We start from the raw sequence: 17,270 nt of genomic DNA, 5'->3' as shown, positions 1-17,270 counted from the left end.
AAGCACCATCAATGACTTGTGCTACTTGCCCAATAACCGTTAATAAAGCGCTACAAAAGGTGGATGAGCATCTAGCGAGTAATAAGACAAAGTTAGCTGTGGTTGAACTAATTAAGGCATGTCAGAGTGATTATTTGGTGTAAGTCATGGTCAAAACGACGATGACGTCAATAAGTAAAGCTACGCCATCTTCGACTCCCATTTTTTTGTCTTCTCTTAGCATCGAGTTTAAGCTGACGACCACCGTTCTAATTCCACTAGTCGGCCTCGACTGGCAGTCTACCAACAATGTATTATATGTTAAACGCTTTAATATCGCCTGCGCGACCCTGGTAAGTCTGCCCTCCAAAGGTCACTGGACCATAGTCTTTGATGTAGTAAATAAAATGTGGGAGGCTACCACCAGCCAATGTCAAATCACCCGTTTTTTTTGAATAAGCACATAAATCTGCATTTCCAAATGCGTTCCAACCTGAACTAAGCGAACTATTGGGATCACTTTTACCAGTGATACTTTCGGAACTATCGACCACGGAATTCCAAAGATTAACGCAAAATTGTACGCCACTGCCACTGCCAGTGGGCCAACCTGATACGCTATCAATCTGGACGGTTTTATCTCCGATAATGATTGGGGATTCTTGGCGAACTTGATAGGCGCTGTAAACCAACTTTATACCCGCTCTAAAAGCCGCAGCTTCGGATGCGGTTGTTGCTCTTTGAGCATCATCAGAAACATTAATAAAGCGAGGAGCTACGGTCACCGCAAGAATACCGAGGATAACAATAACAATAATTAATTCTATTAGGGTGAAACCTGTTTGAGAATGACGGATTGTGTGTTTTTGCAAAATAAAATTCCTTTTTATAACTGCTTACTAATTCTAGATGCCCTGAATACCTGCTGATTCGGGTGATTTATACGCAAAAATATTATCAAAACCATATCATTTAACTCAGACTGGGTCTCACGTTTCTTTCAATATAACGCTATATGCTTTTAAGAATAATTATGCTGTTGGAATTAAAAGACATTGTTGGATTACCATTTATATTTTAAACGCACCCTTTAAACACTAACTAGTGTCAAAATCCATTATTTTGAGTATTCTATTTTTCTTATTAAGCCATCTATTAGTGCATATCGAATGACAGTGCCTGTTTTCAAATGTATAAAAAATGTCTTACTGTCGTTTTTTTTCAATAGGCACTAGGTACATTCTTTAATTTTCTGTATAGTCGATACATCGCATTTTGCGCAGCATTGACATTTTGCACATAAAGTCATTGATATTTGGCATCCTACAAGAACCTTTTAAGAGTCAAGCAACTTAATGAAAGCATACGCAGACACGGCCGAACTAATTGAAACACTAGAGTTGGAAATACAATCAATTACAGATACAATTAATACGTTGAAGCGGCAGCCTACGTCTTTTAATGAGCAGGTTATGTTGAAATATATTGATACCGCTAGTACGGGTAAGACGAAAGATTTTGTCAGGTCCTTAGATGTAAAGTCTGAAAGAGGTTCATTATTCTCATCAGGTGATGTGAGTAAGTTGATAAAAGACGGTGCTGAAGATATTTCACCAGACTTACTCGCAATAGCGAGAAAAGTGGTTAATATTAAAAAGAAAAACAGTAAAAACCGTTAATTAGTAAAAAACTAGAAAAACCGATAGTAATATATTATACTATTGAAATGGTCGCTTCGGCGGTCAAACTAGATTTAAAGTCTGATTTCGTGATGGTGATAGCGAATTAGAATTATATTTTTCACTTAAGACAAAGAGAGCAATATGAGTAAAGGTACAGTTAAGTGGTTCAATGCAGATAAAGGTTTCGGTTTTATTACTCCAGAAGACGGTAGTAAAGACTTGTTCGTTCATCATTCAGAAATTCAATCTGGCGGTGATTACGCTACATTGAACGACGGTCAAGCAGTTGAGTTTGAAGTTGGACAAGGTCAAAAAGGCCCATGTGCAAATAAAGTTGTTGCTGTCTAACCGATAGCTTACAATTAGGTAGCTGGAGGTGTAGAACTTTCGGCTACCAAATCTTTTCTATAATACCACTCCAATTTCCATATAATACCCCCCCCACTTTCATTAAATAGCCACTAATCTACTCAGTTTATTTTAAAAATAAACCTCACATGACAGGCTTGTTAGACAGCAAATAGTCTGCGGAAAAGGCTTTGTACTTTGAATTAATCGAAACTGGTACACGGCGCTGAAAATTTTGTCATCGTAAAACCGAGTATTTAGACAACAAATGACCATTATCGACGCTATCTACAATAACTTCTTTGGGCCAGCACCAGATTGATATAAAAAACAGTCGCTTTTTTCATTGTAAACCTGATGATTTTCAGGCTCGACGCTGATATTGCTAGCTCGACTCTGGTAATACAGTTTATCTTCACGCTTGCTATGACACTCAAATGTAATCATTTTCAACCCTAGTGCTTGTTATTGAACCAAGCGTTGCGACCCCAAATAATCAAGCTTCATTGCTATTTTTGCTAACCTGCGCCATTGCCCCAATATCACGTTTATTATATATTCGAGTGATTTACATGGCATTGCCCTATACAATAGTGTTAGCTTTTGTTGGTTTAGTCGTCGTCTATTGTGAACTATTGGAAAGTACTGAATGGCTTTACCAGCAATCCTTAATTGAACATCACAGTGCAACTGAACAATTAGTCAAAAGCAGCACTGGAAATCACTAACGCAATTAATCTATATGGTTTGCAAAGAGCAAGCTAACATAAAATAAAGGAAGGTTTTAATGTTGTACGATATCCAACAATGGTCACATTCAAGAGCAGCGTGGCAAATACTATTTTTATCTGCTGCTTCTCTTGTCGGTGCTGCGCTGTATTTTCAGCATATTCAAGACCTACAGCCCTGCATTATGTGTATTTATCAGCGTACTGCCGTTATCGGTATATTGATTGCTGCTTTCATTCCATTAATGAACAACACCTTTTTTTCACGCTTAATTGGTTTCGCAATTTGGGGGACAGCATCAGTACAAGGTTTCTTAGTTTCAACTGAACACAAAGATATTTTATTTGGTGAGAACTCATTTTTAGTGCCTTGCTCAATTGAGCCTAACTTCCCGGATTTTATGCCTCTACACCAGTGGTTCCCGGATTTATTTGGTGCCCCTGGTGATTGTTATGAAAATACATGGCAGTTTTTTGAACTGGGTATGGCTGAGTGGATGCAGGTCGTCTTTGCTATTTACTTTGCGGTCTTTGTATTCATGTTTATTTTACAATTTATCTCTTTCTCTAATAATAAAACTATTAGGCAAAAGAAAATCTAATCTAAGTCGGCCAATGGCCAAGTCACAATATAGTCTTCAAAAGACTGCATATCGACGTCGTTCTCATTCACAGTTCGCCCGCGAATAGTCACGGCTAGTTCATGCATCTTGGCCTTTTTACCTTTATTTAATAAGGGGTGCCAAGATGCTAACCCTCGGCCTTCATGCATTCTTCTATAGCTACAAGATTTAGGCATATAAAATATGTCTTTTAAATTGTCTTTAGTTAATGTAACGCAATGCGGCACTAACTCACTACGTTTCTCATATTGAGTGCACTCACAGCTTTTTGTGTGCAAAAGCTGACAAGCGATATTGGTAAAAAAAACTTCTTCTCCTGCATTACCAACAGCCGTTGGCTTAGCTTCTTGTTCGCTAATATCGCCAGCTCCTTCATCATCTATGAATTTATGCAGACAACACTTTGCGCAACCATCGCAAATGGCTTCCCATTGCGCTTTGTTCATTTCTTCGAGCTGAGTGGTTAGCCAGAACTCGGAGTCCATCAGCGCTTTGGTATAAGGGGTTTTTCTCATTGGCTGCTCACTCTGGTTGATATTGATAAGTGCCCTTCCAATACAGCAGTGATTTTGTCGCCTACATGCAATGGTCCTACCCCTTTAGGTGTGCCTGTTAATATCACATCTCCAGGGAGTAAGGTGAAATGGTGTGAAATTTCAGAAATTAGCTGCAATATCGGCGTTAACATTAAGTTTGTGTCACCGCTTTGAACTAGTTGTTCATTGATATGTAATTGAAATACAAAGTGGTCATTGTTAGAAAGTGAGTTAACCAAAACGAAGGGTGATAATGGACAACTGCCATCAAACGACTTGGCTCGCTCCCAAGGTTGGCCTATTTCTTTTAAACGAGATTGTTCATCTCTTAGCGTCAGATCTAAGCCTAAGCCTATTGCATATACCGCTTTAGAAGCTTGTTCTGGAGTGACCTTAGTTAGCTTAGCTGCAATCAATACAGCGACTTCCAGCTCATTGTGACACTCACCTTGAATAGTAGGAACTGCGACTGGCTCTCGCATATCAACCACAGCAGTAGATGGCTTCATGAACAGAAGCGGTACCTCGCTTACTTGGTTACTCATTTCCTGAATATGATCCATGTAGTTTCGACCTACACAAACCACCTTTCCCACAGGCAATCCAATAGCTTGGCCGTGTTGATCATTATGTCGATAAGAGACTCTCTGTGCAGATTCACTTGCAAACATGCTAGCTTCCTTTGCTGATCCTGTCGGCTAAATAACCAACAGAAACGCCAAAATATAGAGAACGGTTCCAGCGCATTAATGTGTGGAAGTTGTTGTATGCAAGATAAATACGACCTGTCGTATCATCCGGTAAAATCAATGACGCTCTAACGTTAACATTGGGTAAAGCTGTATCATCAAACCGAGTTACGCCCAACGTATCCCATGCCGACATTATTTGCATCTTGTCTTTAGCCAGGCCAGCATATTTATTTAGGGTGCTTATATCGAAACGTTCACTCAATTTAACTTGCCGCCCCCACGTCTGCTCGCCATTCCAACCCTCTTTGGAAAGAAAGTTTGCAATAGAGGCAAATACGTCTTCAGGTGTAGACCATATATCTTTTTTACCATCGCCGTTTCCATCCACTGCATATGACAAAAATGAAGTAGGCATGAATTGACTTTGTCCCATTGCGCCAGCCCAAGACCCTGTAAAATTATCTATTGATACATGCCCTTCAGATAGTATTGTTAGTGCAGCAAAAAATTGTTTTTTAAATAGCACCTCGCGACGGCCATCAAACGCCAAGGAGACTAACGACGAGAGAACAGGATGATTGCCTTGAATGCGCCCAAAGTTGCTTTCATTGCCCCACAAAGCAACAATAAAACGTTTCTGCACACCATATTTTTTTTCTATTTGATCAAGTAATTCAGCGTGCTCTTGCATTTTTTCCACTGCTTGGTTTACTTTCCAATCAGGCACTCTAGTACGTAGATACTTATCTAAAGTTAGCTTAGTTTCAGGTTGGTTTTTATCCGCTTGAACTACTTTTTCGCGCATTTGTATAGATGCAAATGCAGGGTCAAGCAACTCAGCTGTAAAACCTTTCATTTCTGCCTCAGCTCGCAATTCTTTCACATACTCAGAAAATTGAGTGTCAATATTACCCTCATTCACTACCCCATCTTCTTGGGCAAACAAGGGAGTAGAGAAAAATGCTATTATCCAGAGCATCAGTATGGCGGCAATCTTATGTTTTCGAATATCGCGAAAGCGACAAATAAATAGCGGCACAATCAATTCCTTTAGAATTTTTTATCAGGTTGCGCATCCAAGCCTTTAGAGCGACGATGCTCAGAAAGTAGACTCTCTTCTGTTGGCGGCAATTGTAAGTAAAACCCTTTTTCCTTTAGGTGTTTAGTCAACGTCTCAATACTAATATTAGCGATATTACGAGGTTTATGTAAGGGCACTAACATCACGAATTTAGGCACGCCAAAAGTGTCGAGAAGCATTTTAGGTACTCCTGAAAAATCATCTCTTTTATTAATATACAGATAAGTGTCAGCTTTTTTACGAGACTTATAAACTGCGCAAAGCATTAAATTTTCCACCTTCTAGTTTAAATAAGCAGGCAAGTTCTTGTGCAAAAATATTCCGGCGCCAACCACTCACAATATCAGGTTGCAGTTGAACCGAATCCAATTCATCAATTTCAAACCAACACCACTTGAGCCACTGATTCAATTGCTTTTTAGACGCGAGGACTTCCACTCTGGTGTGGTGTTTTTGTGCTAACCCTTCGCATACATCTTTAAGTGTAGACAATGCATTTTTATAATCGTTAAAATCGGTTAAACGTTGCACTTTCGGTGGACAATCTACTGCAGCGGTATTCAGTGCGTTTTGTACTAACTCCAGTAAAGTGTCAGCATGTATACGTGCTTCTTTTGGTGTAATTGACTCTAGTTGAAACAACTTAGCCTTATTTTCAGGAAGCTTCATAGCAACCTCAAGCATACCTTGCTCACGCAATACAAAGTTAATTGCCATGTCACGTTTTTGTGCTTGTTGTAGGCGCCAACTGGCTATTTCCTTCAAAGCTTGGCGCGATTGCGCCCCAATTTTCCAGTTATTTTTGATCGACAAGTAAGCTAAATCACTGGGTACTTCCGCACGTTTTTTTAATGATAAAAAATCGGACTCGGCAAAAACCCACTCTGTTTGTCCAATCTCTTGTATTTGTGCAGCAAGTTGACGATAAACAGGCAATAAATAAAACACGTCTGCCGCTGCGTATTTTAGTTGTTCAACTGACAATGGACGAGCAATCCAATCTGTTCTGGATTCGCCCTTGTCGACATGCACATTTAACATCTGTTCAACCAAATTAGCATACCCCAGTGTTTGCCCCATATCTAACAAGTTAGCGGCAAATTGGGAATCAAACAGTGGCGCAGGTATTACCTTTAAATTAAACCACAATGCGTCTAAATCTTCAGAACATGAATGCAGAACTTTGATAATTGATGGATTGACCAATATTTCGTTAAAAGCAGATAAATCATCTAAGGCAACCGGGTCAATTAGGCCGAGGTATTCGCCATCATAAACTTGGATGAGACCAAGCTGTGGCACCAGTGTCCTAGTGCGCACAAACTCTGTGTCAATCGCTAAGGCATCAGCTGTTGCTATTCGAGCGCAGTAATCAGTTAATGCTTCAGGCGTATCTATATATTCAAAATTCATCTATTCTCGCAGCTCTCGACGTAATATTTTACCAACATTAGATTTTGGTAAATCATCTCTAAATTCGATAATTTTAGGTACCTTATAACCTGTCAATAAAGACTTGCAATGCAAAATTATCTGTTGCTCTGTGACGTTCTGATCTTTCTTAACAATAAATAACTTCACAACCTCGCCAGATACTTCATGGGGAATACCAATCGCAGCAGCCTCAAGCACACCATCATGCATAGCAGCAACTTCTTCAATTTCATTTGGAAAAACATTAAAGCCTGACACTAGAATCATATCTTTTTTGCGATCGACAATATAGAAAAATCCATCATCATCCATTTTAGCAATATCACCTGTTGCCAACCAACCATCTTTCATGATCTCTTCTGTGGCTTCAGGACGATTCAAGTATCCCAACATAACCTGAGGGCCTTTCACTAGCATTTCACCTGCTTCGCCATGTGCGACCTCATTACCATCATCATCCACAAGCTTTATGTCCGTCGATGGCACAGGTAAACCAATAGAGCCTTTGTAGGCTTTAATATTGGTCGGATTTACGGTAACTACGGGCGAACATTCGGTAAGGCCGTATCCTTCCAATAAAACAGTACCTGTTACTTTTTCCCACTTTTCTGCAACCCCACGTTGCACTGCCATACCGCCACCCAATCCAAATTTAAAATTGCTGTAATCAAGTTCAGCAAACCCGGGGGTATTTAAGAGACCGTTGAACAACGTGTTAACACCCGTGATAACCGCGAACGGGTACTTATTCAGCTCACTAACAAAGCCCTTCATATCTCGCGGGTTTGTAATTAATAAATTTGGGCAACCGCATTTTAAAAACGTCAGACAATTACTCGTTAGCGCGAAAATGTGATAAAGCGGCAGCGCAGTAACCACTAAATCCTTGCCCGGTGTTATAGACGCTTCAAGCGTACCCGATACCTGTTCCAAATTAGCCACCATGTTCTTATGCGTCAGCATAGCGCCTTTTGAAACACCCGTAGTACCGCCTGTATATTGCAAAAATGCAATATCAGAGGGTAAAACTTTAGGTCGTGAATAGGTTTGATTTTCACCGATAGCCATTGCTTGTGTGAAGCGTTTAGCTTGCGGAAGGTCGAATTCAGGTACCATTTTCTTGATATACTTTACGGCAAAGTTAACTAACCACCGTTTCGGCGCGGGTAACATATCTGCAATACTGGTTAGTAATACCTCTTGTACTGATGTTTTATCAATGACTTCTGCCAGTGTGTGGGCAAAGTTTTCAACAATGACAATAGTTTTAACATTGGCGTCAATAAGTTGATGCTCTAATTCCCGCGCTGTATATAAGGGATTAACATTAACCACAGTCATTCCTGCCCTCAACACACCAAACAAAGCAATAGGATATTGCAACAAGTTGGGCATCATGATCGCAATGGCATCCCCTTTTTGCATTCCTTGACTTTGCAAATACGCTGCGAACTGCATAGACAGTACATCTAAATCTTCAAACGTGATTTCGTGCCCCATATTAATGAAGGCGGTTTGATTTGCGTATTCAGCTACCGAAGATTCGAATACCTCTAAGACTGTTGACAAACTATCAACATTTATCTCCGACTGCATGGTTTCGTCGTACTGCTTTAACCAGACTTTTTCCACGTTTTGTCCTTTCAATTAGTTAGTGTATTGGCCACGCTTTTGCGAAGTCTAATTTTTATATTTCTGCACAACCAAGCCATAATCTCTAAATGATAGTGTTCGCTGATTGCTGCAGGATGATTAAACGCGATTTATACCCTAATACTAAAGGATGATTGCACAAAGATACACTTCAACAGCCATTCATCTGGTGAATACAAACAATTTGCTTGTTAAATCACCACGTATAGTGTTTATTCGCAGCAATGCTGTAAGATAATGTCCGAAATTACGTTTTCCGCTTCCATATGAACATGATGTCCACCCTCAACTATTGTTAACTTAGCGTCTTTAAATAACTTTTTTCTTTGCGCCATTAGATCGCTTACTTTACTAAAGCCATTACTTCCTAACACAAAATGAATAGGACATTGAATGCCTTGCATTAAATTCTCAGCTTGGGCTGGAGTCAGTCGAAGTGACGATACAGTTCGTAATCTTTTATCAGTGGACCATTGAATATCATCAATTTGAGCATCCTGTGTAATATTTCTTTGCAGTATTATAGCGGCATTTTCGGCGCTTAAGTCGCTAACTCTCTGACGGGCTTGTACAATTGAGCCTACATCTTTTGGATTTTTAATCGCTTTTTGATTAGCCTCTATTCTACTTTCAATTGCCTTTTTCAGCTGTGCAACGCTTGTCGATTCTGGTTCGGTTAACGGACCTGCAGATTCAATACACACGAAGTTTCTTACCAATTCGGGAAAAGTAGCGCAATACATGCTAGCTATAATGCCTCCCAGGGAATGCCCAACAATAGAGAAATGAGTCCATCCTTGTGCATGCACAAGGCAATGTAGGTCATGCACATAGTCCAATAAATGATAATGCGCATCTGCGCTTCGATGCGATGACTTTCCATGCCCAGGTAAATCAATCGCAATGACATGAAAATCATTAAGTAACGGAATGAGCTTGGAGAAACTTGCTGAATTATCTAACCAACCATGCACCATTAACAATAGTGGCTTTCCAGTTTGACCATTACTCAGCGCGGCAATCTTGCGGTTTGGAATCGTAAACGTCATTTCAGTGTTACTCATGTAAAGGCGTTTTCCCGGTGGTTGAAATTAGCAAATAAAACAAAAGCGGCAATTGCCGCTTTTGTTGTGAGGGGGGATGACGAAAAAAGTCATTGAGTGGGTAAATCTACTTATTTAGACCGCTCAATGACCTTATTTGGCGTTCTGTCGGAGCGCTCAGAAATCACTCTACTTTTAGAACCGGTTGTACCTGATTTACTTCTATTTTTTTGAACTCTAATGACAGTTCTGTTTTGATAGAAGCCGTAAGGTCTCCAATAATTTCGACTTAATCCCACACCCCAATAAGGTGATAATTGAGAATAATAGAAGCCAGAAACTTGGTATTCTTCAGTCTCTTTCCACATGTAATAACCGCTGGCTAACAACACAGGATAAACATAAGCTTGCTCCCCAATGATGCCCTCAGTCGGATCGCCAAGTTCACCTAAGAAAGTAATTAAACGGCCCTTCTCAAACACAAGTGGGTCAATGAAACCGGTGACTTGAACCTTAAACCGACCAGCACTATCAAGGTTAGTTCGAGGTTTCCCATACTGATTACTCGGATATTGCAAAATTTCAATTTCTGAATAGTCTTTTTTGTTCTCAACACTAACAATTTCGCCGCCCCAACGCGCTTTTTCGCCCTGACCCGTTTTACTACCGTTAATAATACTCTCAAATGAAATCAAACTTTCTTCGTCCGACACTTCTATTTGCTCTGGAACAATCACACAACCACCCACTAACATGGCTACTGCGACAATCGATATTTTTAAAAATGAATGCATAGCTTTACTCCGAAATTATCGTTTACGTACGATTGAGTGGGTACTATTTATTAAGATGCTTATTGACGTGGCACCAGAGTAAACTCTAAAACCAATCTACATTAATCCACCCTACTTCTTTCTATTTTTGCGCTGTCTTATTAGTATATACGAAGGTAAAGGTAAATAGATTCCCATATGGTAGCATTTTTATTCACTGATTAAGTGTCACTGTCTGTTGTTAAACGCCATCACACAATTATCTTGGTAAATATTCAGTTCGTTTATGCATTCTAGGCATAAATATCGACACCTAAAAGTTGCGTAATGTCATCTCGCTTTTCTTGTGTTTCTATCGATCTATAAATTGCCAACTCTTGGCGAATGCGCAAATTAGAGTTTTCATCATAACCAGTTGACTGCTTGAAGTAATCTGCCCTTTGAAACACTTCCTCATTACCTGCAACTAATCTTTGTTGCTCAGCCTTGCCGACGCCTTGTTGTTCAGCATTAGTCTCTTGTTCAAGCAAAGCACGTTTAATAATGGAGGTTTGGGATGCATTGTCAATCGAGTCTTTGGCAATGAAAATTGCATTGCTACTCTTGATATTTGCTGTATCCATTTACGCTCCATTAACGCAATAATAATAATATGTTTAGCGACAGGTTACTCTTTACCCGGTAGCTTTTTCCAAGTCACTTTGTCACGCAAATAAATCGGAGTGACATCATCAACAGTGATAGTGCTTCCATCTTTAAATGCTTTCTCAGCAATGGGTAAAATAAACTCTGCACAAGGATATAGAACATTAATAGGATCCTTGTTTTGTGATGTCATCAGAGCTTCGCTATAAGCAGACCAACCTGTCCCAGCTCTTCCAACAGCCTCATTATCATCGCTAATTTCTGCAAATTTTGCAACTGCCTCTGCTGGCGTCAAAACGGCTTCGCCTTGCAGTTCAGCGACAATACCATTGTGGACCTGAAAATGACCAAAATACACTTCCTGCATTCTAGCATCTATCAACACTTTAGTGATCAGGTAACCGTGTTGCATGTAATTTTCTTGCGCCATTACCGCGAGCGTAGAAACTTCGATGACCGGCAAGTCTGCGCCAAGTGCAAGTCCTTGCACAATTCCGGTAGCAATTCTTACCCCAGTAAAACTACCTGGGCCTCTGCAGTACGCGAGAGCGTCTAAATCAGTAATATTAATAGCATGTTTTGATAGTAATTTATCGATCATTGGTAATATACGTTGGCTATGTTGTTGCGGACAAATTTCAAATATCACGTCTTTTACATTACCATTTAACAGTGCAACCGAGCATGCTTCGGTTGCGGTATCTATTGCTAATATTTTCATTATTCAATCTTATTTAAAAAAGCGGCAACCGTGTCTAAACTTCGAGTACGCTTCATATTTGGCAAGCTCGCAATAAACGTTTGGCCATATTGTTTTGTAACTAATCGGTTATCACAAATAACCAATACTCCCTTATCGGTTTCATCGCGAATAAGACGTCCCGCGCCTTGCTTCAACGTAATCACAGCCTGAGGAATTTGTATTTGCGCAAATGCATTTCCCCCCTGTTTCTTACAATCTTCCATGCGTGCCTGCAGTAAAGGATCATCAGGTGATGCAAACGGCAACTTATCAATCATAACACAGAGCAGATCATTGCCTTTAACATCGACACCTTCCCAGAACGCCCCTGTTCCGAATAGTACTGCATTTTGATTTTTAAGATACTCGTCTAATAACGCCTGTTTGGTTGTGCTTCCTTGAACTAATATCGGATTGTCTATCTTTTCTTCCACAAGTGCAGCAACTTCACGCATCATTGCATGGCTGGTAAATAAAATAAACGCTCTGCCTTTACTTGCGTCAATTAAGCGACATGCAATGTCAACTAGATTGTATTTAATCGCCCTATCATTAGGCTCAGGTAAAAAGCGTGGAATACATAACATGGCCTGATTTTGATAGTCAAAAGGGCTGTCCAGCGACAATGTCTTTGCATCATATAGACCCATATGATTGCGATAATGATCAAAGTTTCCATCCACCATTAAGGTTGCAGAGGTAAATATCCATGCCGCATTTTGTGCCTTCATAATAGTTGAAAATTTATCCGCAATACTCAGCGGAGTAAGATGCAAAATAATTTGTCTTGGTGTCGTTTCGTACCATAAACTCACACCTGTGCGCTTGACATCTGTTACATGCCCTAGACACTGGCTGAACTCAGACATTCGCTCAATCATCATGTCGAGATCTTTGTCACGGCCTTGATGAATATTGGCAATTTCGTATAACTGATGTAGACTTTTTTCGATAATAGTGATTTGGTTAGCAATGTCAGTTTGTTCGAGCTTTTGCGCCCAATTACCACGGCTAGGATTATGCGGAAATAACAAACGCAAATCAGCCATGTGCATTTGGCACTTTTCCGCAATCTTACTCAATTGGTCTGCATCTTTTAGCACCGACCTTGTTATCGCAATGACGTCTTTAGTCAAATCTTGAACTTGTCGACTCGAAAAGTTTTCACCGAAGTATTCACTGGCTATATCCGGCACTTGGTGAGCTTCATCAAAAATCACCACGTCAACATCAGGAATTAGCTCGCCAAAACCGGTATCTTTCAATGCCAAATCTGCAAAAAACAAATGATGATTAACAACAATCACATCTGCTTCCATTGCATTTCTTCTTGCTTTTACTAAATAACAATCTTCATAACTCGGGCAATCTTTACCTAAACAGTTGTCAACCGTAGACGTCACTATGGGTAATACCTTTGCGTCTTCTTTAATACTTTTTAGTTCACCAATATCACCGGTTGATGTTGTGCTCGCCCACTTTCTTACCAAACTAAATTCGTTAAGGACTTCTTTTTCAAGCAATACATTACCTCCGCCATGCTGTGAAAGTCGATGTAAACAAAGATAATTAGAGCGTCCCTTCAATAATGCTGTTTTTCTTGTTTTATCTATGGCTTTTTTTACAGTCGGTAAATCACGATGAAATAGCTGTTCTTGTAGGTTTTTTGTCCCTGTGGACACAATAAACTTCTTCTTGGACAGCAGTGCTGGAGCTAAATAAGCAAAGGTTTTACCGGTTCCTGTTCCTGCTTCAACAATCAAAGAACCTCGCTCTTGGATTGCATCAGCGACAGCGTTAGCCATTGTTGTTTGGGATTCTCTAGGGGTAAATCCGGCAATAATTTCAGCCAACGGACCAGGATTCGAGAAAAAGGACTCAATTTCAGACATTAATTTTTATTTTTTCCGGTGTGGAGGTAATTCGGACTTTGTGTAACATTATGCCAATAAGCCAATTAAGTTTTTACTTATTTCAGGCCTGTTACCCTAATTTGTTGTTTCAGTCGAAAATGATAAACGACTGCGACACAATGGCACACCTCATTAGGTGAATCTATAGAACAATATGACAGTTCTCTATAATGATGTCTCTATAATGATGTCTCTATAATGATGTCTCTATAATGATGTCTCTATACTGATGAATCTATACAGGCATCTCTTTACAAGCGTATTTATAAATGCGATTCAATATATCAATACCTTACTTCTTAAGTATTTAATTGGATACTGCATCGCGCTAATATTCAACAAGACAAGAGTCTGTAGTAAAAAGCGCAGACCTGCAATAAACAATGAAGGTTTTTTACTATTAACAGACGATTAAAAAGAATCTATAAAAAGCCTTACTTATCTAAATAATACTTTCTCTTGTTTAAACCAATAAATGCAAAATGCAAGTAGGCTGCCTGCAATGACTGCTGTTGAGCCAAATATGGCAAACAATTGAACATAGTCCATGGTCCCTTTAATCAACTCTTTGATAGCCAGTGCCACATTAGTCAGCGGCACCCAAGCCCAAATACCTTTGAGTTGAACACCTGGGAGCATAGCAAATATTACTGGAATAAAAGTCACGAAAACAAGCGGCGTCATATAACCCTGGGCTTCTTTAAATGAGCGGGCGTAAATTGATAATGCCAGCAATACTGCAGCGAAAATAGCGACAACGGGTATCAGCATGAAAAACACTAACAAGAAATCGATAGCATCAATAGAGGTCATGAATTTCACTAACACTTCACCTGCCTCACCTCTGCTTAAAACGGCAGTCCACAAGGCAATACTTAAGACTGTGACGAGTGCTGATGTTACGCCGGCAAAGGCGATGGTAAGAAACTTACCAAGCACGATTTTTGTACGCTCGATTGGTGTGATAAGTAAGGTTTCAAGCGTTCCACGCTCTTTTTCACCTGCACCTAAATCACTGGCCGGTAACATTGCACCTTGCAAACAAAGCATAAAAATCAAATAAGGAATAAAACCACCAATTGATTCACCCAGTGTTTCGCGTTCATCCGCTACATTAATCTCTTCAACCTCAATGGGCGTGACGACACTTATTTGCTGAGATTCAGATAAACCTAATGATGAAAATGCAATTGTTTGATATAAATCTGATAGCTCATCGACAATTTTATTTAATTTGTTTTCGACTACTTTTAAGCCCGCTTGGTTGCGGTATAACGTAAGTGTTATTTTGCCTGAATCTAATACCATGCTGCTGTAATTTTTTGGTATCTCAATAACAAAATCAATATTACCTTCTTTAACATAAGCCACTATTTGTTCTTTTGTTTGCACTTCAGACGGTAACTTTTGCAATGAAAATTGTTCAATTTCATTTAGTTTACCCACGAACTCATCACTAAATTGGTCGCCAATGATGGCATACGTACGTGTTTTTTCTACTGCGCCTTTGACCACGTTTGTGCCGACATATAGCGCGCCACCAATCAATAGTGGAAATAACAAGATAGGTAAGGCAATCATGAAAAACAGGGTTTTTTTATCACGCAATAATTCTTTAATCTCTTTTTGAAATACCAACCACATAATAATACTCCCTATCGTTCTGTCGTTTGATGTTTAGGTTTACCGATGGAGCGCAGGAATGATTCATGCAATGAAACTTCATCCAGTGCCCTGAAAGCGTCAAACGTATCATTAAACATCGTTTGTCCCTGATCGATTACAGTGACTTTGTCACAAAGCTCAGATACTTCATCTAAATGGTGGGTAGAAAAAATGACAGGTGTATTATCATTTTTCAAATCGCGAATAAAATTCAGCACCGTTTGTGTAGCCATAATGTCTAGGCCAGTAGTCGGTTCATCTAAGATAACAACTTTGGGCGAATGAATAACCGAGCGGGCAATTGACGCCTTCTGTTTCATTCCAGTAGAGTAGGTTTCGCTGCGTCTATCTAAAAATGAATCCATATCCAAACGGTGGGATAATTCAGCGGTTCGTTTGATAATTGCATCATTGGTCATTCCATTCAATTTTCCGAAATACGCAATATTTTCACGCCCACTTAACCGCCCATAAAGCCCCGTACCACCAGATAAAAATCCAATCTGTTTTCTCGCTTCAACAGGGTTTTTTAATATATCGAAACCACCTATATTAATACTGCCACTGTCTGGCCGCAATGCGGTTGACAACATTCTTAGGGTAGTTGTTTTACCTGCGCCATTTGGACCTAACAAGCCTAACACTTGGCCATTTTGACAACTGAAGCTTACCTCCCTTACCGAATGAAAAAAACGTCCTTGTAACCTTGGATCTTTTTTATCTTGCTCACTCAGTTTTTTAGGGTTTTCTACTTTAAATTTTTTAGCTAGTTTGTTTATTTCAATCACACTAACGTCCCTATTTTAAGTCATAATTATCATTTCTGCTATTGGCATTAGACTATGATATTTCGCAATGAATTACTAAGGCAATCTGCACTGATTATCAATTTAAATGTTTCAAATTAATTCTATCGCCTATTTATGCTTGTTTTACTGAGCAGAAAATTGAATACTTTATAAGTAACAATCAAATACAATAAAACGATAAAATCAGGGAATGTAAATGAGCGAAAATAATTACGCAGTGACCAATCCAATACAAGCTTGTAATGATGTATTTATTCGCCCCTCTGACGTTTTTAAAGCATTGTCATTGAAAGACAATTGGTCTTGGATACCTTTTATTCTTGTAATCGTGATTTCTGCACTGCCAGCTTACCTTTATTTCGGTGTGGTTGATTATGACTGGTATATTGGCACGCAATTAGCACTAAGTATGCCTGACGCAAGCCCTGCAGAATTAGAAAACATGCGCTCAGTTTATGGCACAGGAGAGAATGCCGCAGGCTTTGCTCTGTTTGGCGCTCCTGCATACCTTATCGTAGTGTCAGCGGTCTTAGGACTATACTACACCCTAGTGACCAGAAACGATGAAAAAAGTATTCACAGTTTTTTCGATTGGTATGGCGCACAATGGTGGTTTATGATGCCTACGTTAATTGCTTCTGTCATTTCTTTAGGGCTCATTTTATTGATAGACCCAGGGGCACAGGTTTCTCAGTCGGTGTTATCGCCAACTTCCCTGAGCTATATATTGACTGTTGAGCCAAGCAGTAAATGGTTTAACTTTATGTCGTATTTGCGACTTGAAACAATTTGGACCATTTATTTGGGTGCAGTTTGCTTACAACAGTGGACCAACTTCAGCAGTAAAAAATCCATTGTGTTTGCAGCAATTCCCAGTGTCAGTATATTAACTATTTCGTTTTTGTGGACACTAAATCAATAAAA

General features: G+C 39.6%; 19 protein-coding genes and 1 pseudogene. 6 read left to right on the top strand and 14 right to left on the bottom strand.

Annotated elements, in window-relative coordinates:
• Positions 1–293 precede the first annotated feature (293 nt).
• Positions 294–851: a prepilin-type N-terminal cleavage/methylation domain-containing protein gene (locus CXF81_RS17050; protein ID WP_101182524.1), complete on the bottom strand. Its 558-nt coding sequence runs from the start codon at positions 849–851 to the stop codon at positions 294–296.
• A gap of 483 nt (positions 852–1,334) precedes the next feature.
• Here CXF81_RS17050 and CXF81_RS17045 point away from each other — a divergent pair, with 483 nt between their 5' ends.
• The 5 genes and pseudogenes from CXF81_RS17045 (at position 1,335) to dsbB (ending at position 3,339) form a co-directional block, all read left to right on the top strand.
• On the top strand, positions 1,335–1,658 hold the full coding sequence (locus CXF81_RS17045) for a hypothetical protein (protein ID WP_101182523.1): 324 nt from the start codon (positions 1,335–1,337) through the stop codon (positions 1,656–1,658).
• A 144-nt stretch (positions 1,659–1,802) separates the two neighbouring features.
• On the top strand, positions 1,803–2,009 hold the full coding sequence (locus CXF81_RS17040) for a cold-shock protein (protein ID WP_006014265.1): 207 nt from the start codon (positions 1,803–1,805) through the stop codon (positions 2,007–2,009).
• Positions 2,010–2,354: 345 nt separating this feature from the next.
• Positions 2,355–2,468 (top strand): hypothetical protein, encoded by a 114-nt coding sequence (locus tag CXF81_RS20730; RefSeq protein WP_369828736.1) that lies wholly within the window; start codon positions 2,355–2,357, stop codon positions 2,466–2,468.
• A gap of 14 nt (positions 2,469–2,482) precedes the next feature.
• Positions 2,483–2,737 (top strand): annotated as a pseudogene (locus tag CXF81_RS17035) (sodium/proton antiporter); the annotation flags it as partial.
• A 59-nt stretch (positions 2,738–2,796) separates the two neighbouring features.
• Entirely contained in the window at positions 2,797–3,339 is a 543-nt protein-coding gene (gene dsbB / locus CXF81_RS17030; RefSeq protein WP_101182521.1) for a disulfide bond formation protein DsbB, read from the top strand.
• Here the strand turns inward: dsbB and CXF81_RS17025 are convergent.
• From CXF81_RS17025 to CXF81_RS16965, 13 genes are all read right to left on the bottom strand, one after another.
• On the bottom strand, positions 3,336–3,875 hold the full coding sequence (locus tag CXF81_RS17025) for a YcgN family cysteine cluster protein (protein WP_369828721.1): 540 nt from the start codon (positions 3,873–3,875) through the stop codon (positions 3,336–3,338). The genes dsbB and CXF81_RS17025 overlap by 4 nt on opposite strands.
• Entirely contained in the window at positions 3,872–4,567 is a 696-nt protein-coding gene (locus tag CXF81_RS17020; protein ID WP_101182520.1) for a fumarylacetoacetate hydrolase family protein, read from the bottom strand. The genes CXF81_RS17025 and CXF81_RS17020 overlap by 4 nt, the downstream gene beginning before the upstream one ends.
• A 1-nt stretch (position 4,568) precedes the next feature.
• Positions 4,569–5,567, bottom strand: coding sequence for a lytic transglycosylase domain-containing protein (locus CXF81_RS17015; RefSeq protein ID WP_101183101.1), 999 nt, complete (start codon positions 5,565–5,567; stop codon positions 4,569–4,571).
• Positions 5,568–5,638: 71 nt separating this feature from the next.
• Positions 5,639–5,935, bottom strand: coding sequence for a YcgL domain-containing protein (locus tag CXF81_RS17010; RefSeq protein ID WP_101182519.1), 297 nt, complete (start codon positions 5,933–5,935; stop codon positions 5,639–5,641).
• A complete protein-coding gene (gene rnd / locus CXF81_RS17005) occupies positions 5,916–7,082 on the bottom strand; it encodes a ribonuclease D (RefSeq protein WP_101182518.1) in 1,167 nt (388 codons plus the stop codon). Before rnd ends, CXF81_RS17010 begins: the two co-directional genes overlap by 20 nt.
• The gene (gene fadD / locus CXF81_RS17000) at positions 7,083–8,735 is read right to left on the bottom strand and encodes a long-chain-fatty-acid--CoA ligase FadD (RefSeq protein WP_101182517.1); all 1,653 of its coding nucleotides are present in this window, start codon (positions 8,733–8,735) and stop codon (positions 7,083–7,085) included. It abuts the gene before it with no gap.
• 233 nt (positions 8,736–8,968) lie between these two features.
• Positions 8,969–9,820 (bottom strand): alpha/beta fold hydrolase, encoded by an 852-nt coding sequence (locus CXF81_RS16995; RefSeq protein WP_101182516.1) that lies wholly within the window; start codon positions 9,818–9,820, stop codon positions 8,969–8,971.
• Positions 9,821–9,930: 110 nt separating this feature from the next.
• Positions 9,931–10,593: a Slp family lipoprotein gene (locus CXF81_RS16990; RefSeq protein WP_101182515.1), complete on the bottom strand. Its 663-nt coding sequence runs from the start codon at positions 10,591–10,593 to the stop codon at positions 9,931–9,933.
• Between the two features lie 272 nt (positions 10,594–10,865).
• On the bottom strand, positions 10,866–11,195 hold the full coding sequence (locus CXF81_RS16985) for a hypothetical protein (protein WP_101182514.1): 330 nt from the start codon (positions 11,193–11,195) through the stop codon (positions 10,866–10,868).
• A gap of 44 nt (positions 11,196–11,239) precedes the next feature.
• The gene (tsaB, locus tag CXF81_RS16980; RefSeq protein WP_101182513.1) at positions 11,240–11,938 is read right to left on the bottom strand and encodes a tRNA (adenosine(37)-N6)-threonylcarbamoyltransferase complex dimerization subunit type 1 TsaB; all 699 of its coding nucleotides are present in this window, start codon (positions 11,936–11,938) and stop codon (positions 11,240–11,242) included.
• Positions 11,938–13,851, bottom strand: a complete 1,914-nt coding sequence (locus CXF81_RS16975; protein ID WP_101182512.1) for an ATP-dependent DNA helicase — start codon at positions 13,849–13,851, stop codon at positions 11,938–11,940. The genes tsaB and CXF81_RS16975 overlap by 1 nt, the downstream gene beginning before the upstream one ends.
• Before the next feature lie 459 nt (positions 13,852–14,310).
• Positions 14,311–15,516, bottom strand: a complete 1,206-nt coding sequence (locus tag CXF81_RS16970) for an ABC transporter permease (protein WP_101182511.1) — start codon at positions 15,514–15,516, stop codon at positions 14,311–14,313.
• An 11-nt stretch (positions 15,517–15,527) separates the two neighbouring features.
• Positions 15,528–16,325: an ATP-binding cassette domain-containing protein gene (locus CXF81_RS16965; RefSeq protein WP_101182510.1), complete on the bottom strand. Its 798-nt coding sequence runs from the start codon at positions 16,323–16,325 to the stop codon at positions 15,528–15,530.
• Between the two features lie 217 nt (positions 16,326–16,542).
• Between CXF81_RS16965 and CXF81_RS16960 the strand changes: the two genes are divergently transcribed.
• A complete protein-coding gene (locus tag CXF81_RS16960; protein WP_101182509.1) occupies positions 16,543–17,268 on the top strand; it encodes a Yip1 family protein in 726 nt (241 codons plus the stop codon).
• The last annotated feature ends 2 nt before the right edge of the window (positions 17,269–17,270 follow it).

The organism is Glaciecola sp. 33A (assembly GCF_002836745.1).
GTDB lineage: Bacteria > Pseudomonadota > Gammaproteobacteria > Enterobacterales > Alteromonadaceae > Glaciecola.
This window is presented reverse-complemented; position numbering and strand designations above follow the sequence as displayed.

Coding starts and splice junctions, on each gene's coding strand:
- CXF81_RS16990 (WP_101182515.1), bottom strand. CDS start 10,593: ATGCATTCATTTTTAAAAATATCGATTGTCGCAGTAGCCATGTTAGTG.
- CXF81_RS17020 (WP_101182520.1), bottom strand. CDS start 4,567: ATGTTTGCAAGTGAATCTGCACAGAGAGTCTCTTATCGACATAATGAT.
- dsbB (WP_101182521.1), top strand. CDS start 2,797: ATGTTGTACGATATCCAACAATGGTCACATTCAAGAGCAGCGTGGCAA.
- CXF81_RS16960 (WP_101182509.1), top strand. CDS start 16,543: ATGAGCGAAAATAATTACGCAGTGACCAATCCAATACAAGCTTGTAAT.
- CXF81_RS16970 (WP_101182511.1), bottom strand. CDS start 15,516: ATGTGGTTGGTATTTCAAAAAGAGATTAAAGAATTATTGCGTGATAAA.
- CXF81_RS17025 (WP_369828721.1), bottom strand. CDS start 3,875: ATGAGAAAAACCCCTTATACCAAAGCGCTGATGGACTCCGAGTTCTGG.
- CXF81_RS17045 (WP_101182523.1), top strand. CDS start 1,335: ATGAAAGCATACGCAGACACGGCCGAACTAATTGAAACACTAGAGTTG.
- CXF81_RS16975 (WP_101182512.1), bottom strand. CDS start 13,851: ATGTCTGAAATTGAGTCCTTTTTCTCGAATCCTGGTCCGTTGGCTGAA.
- tsaB (WP_101182513.1), bottom strand. CDS start 11,938: ATGAAAATATTAGCAATAGATACCGCAACCGAAGCATGCTCGGTTGCA.
- CXF81_RS17015 (WP_101183101.1), bottom strand. CDS start 5,567: ATGCTCTGGATAATAGCATTTTTCTCTACTCCCTTGTTTGCCCAAGAA.
- CXF81_RS16995 (WP_101182516.1), bottom strand. CDS start 9,820: ATGAGTAACACTGAAATGACGTTTACGATTCCAAACCGCAAGATTGCC.
- CXF81_RS16985 (WP_101182514.1), bottom strand. CDS start 11,195: ATGGATACAGCAAATATCAAGAGTAGCAATGCAATTTTCATTGCCAAA.
- CXF81_RS17010 (WP_101182519.1), bottom strand. CDS start 5,935: ATGCTTTGCGCAGTTTATAAGTCTCGTAAAAAAGCTGACACTTATCTG.
- CXF81_RS17040 (WP_006014265.1), top strand. CDS start 1,803: ATGAGTAAAGGTACAGTTAAGTGGTTCAATGCAGATAAAGGTTTCGGT.
- rnd (WP_101182518.1), bottom strand. CDS start 7,082: ATGAATTTTGAATATATAGATACGCCTGAAGCATTAACTGATTACTGC.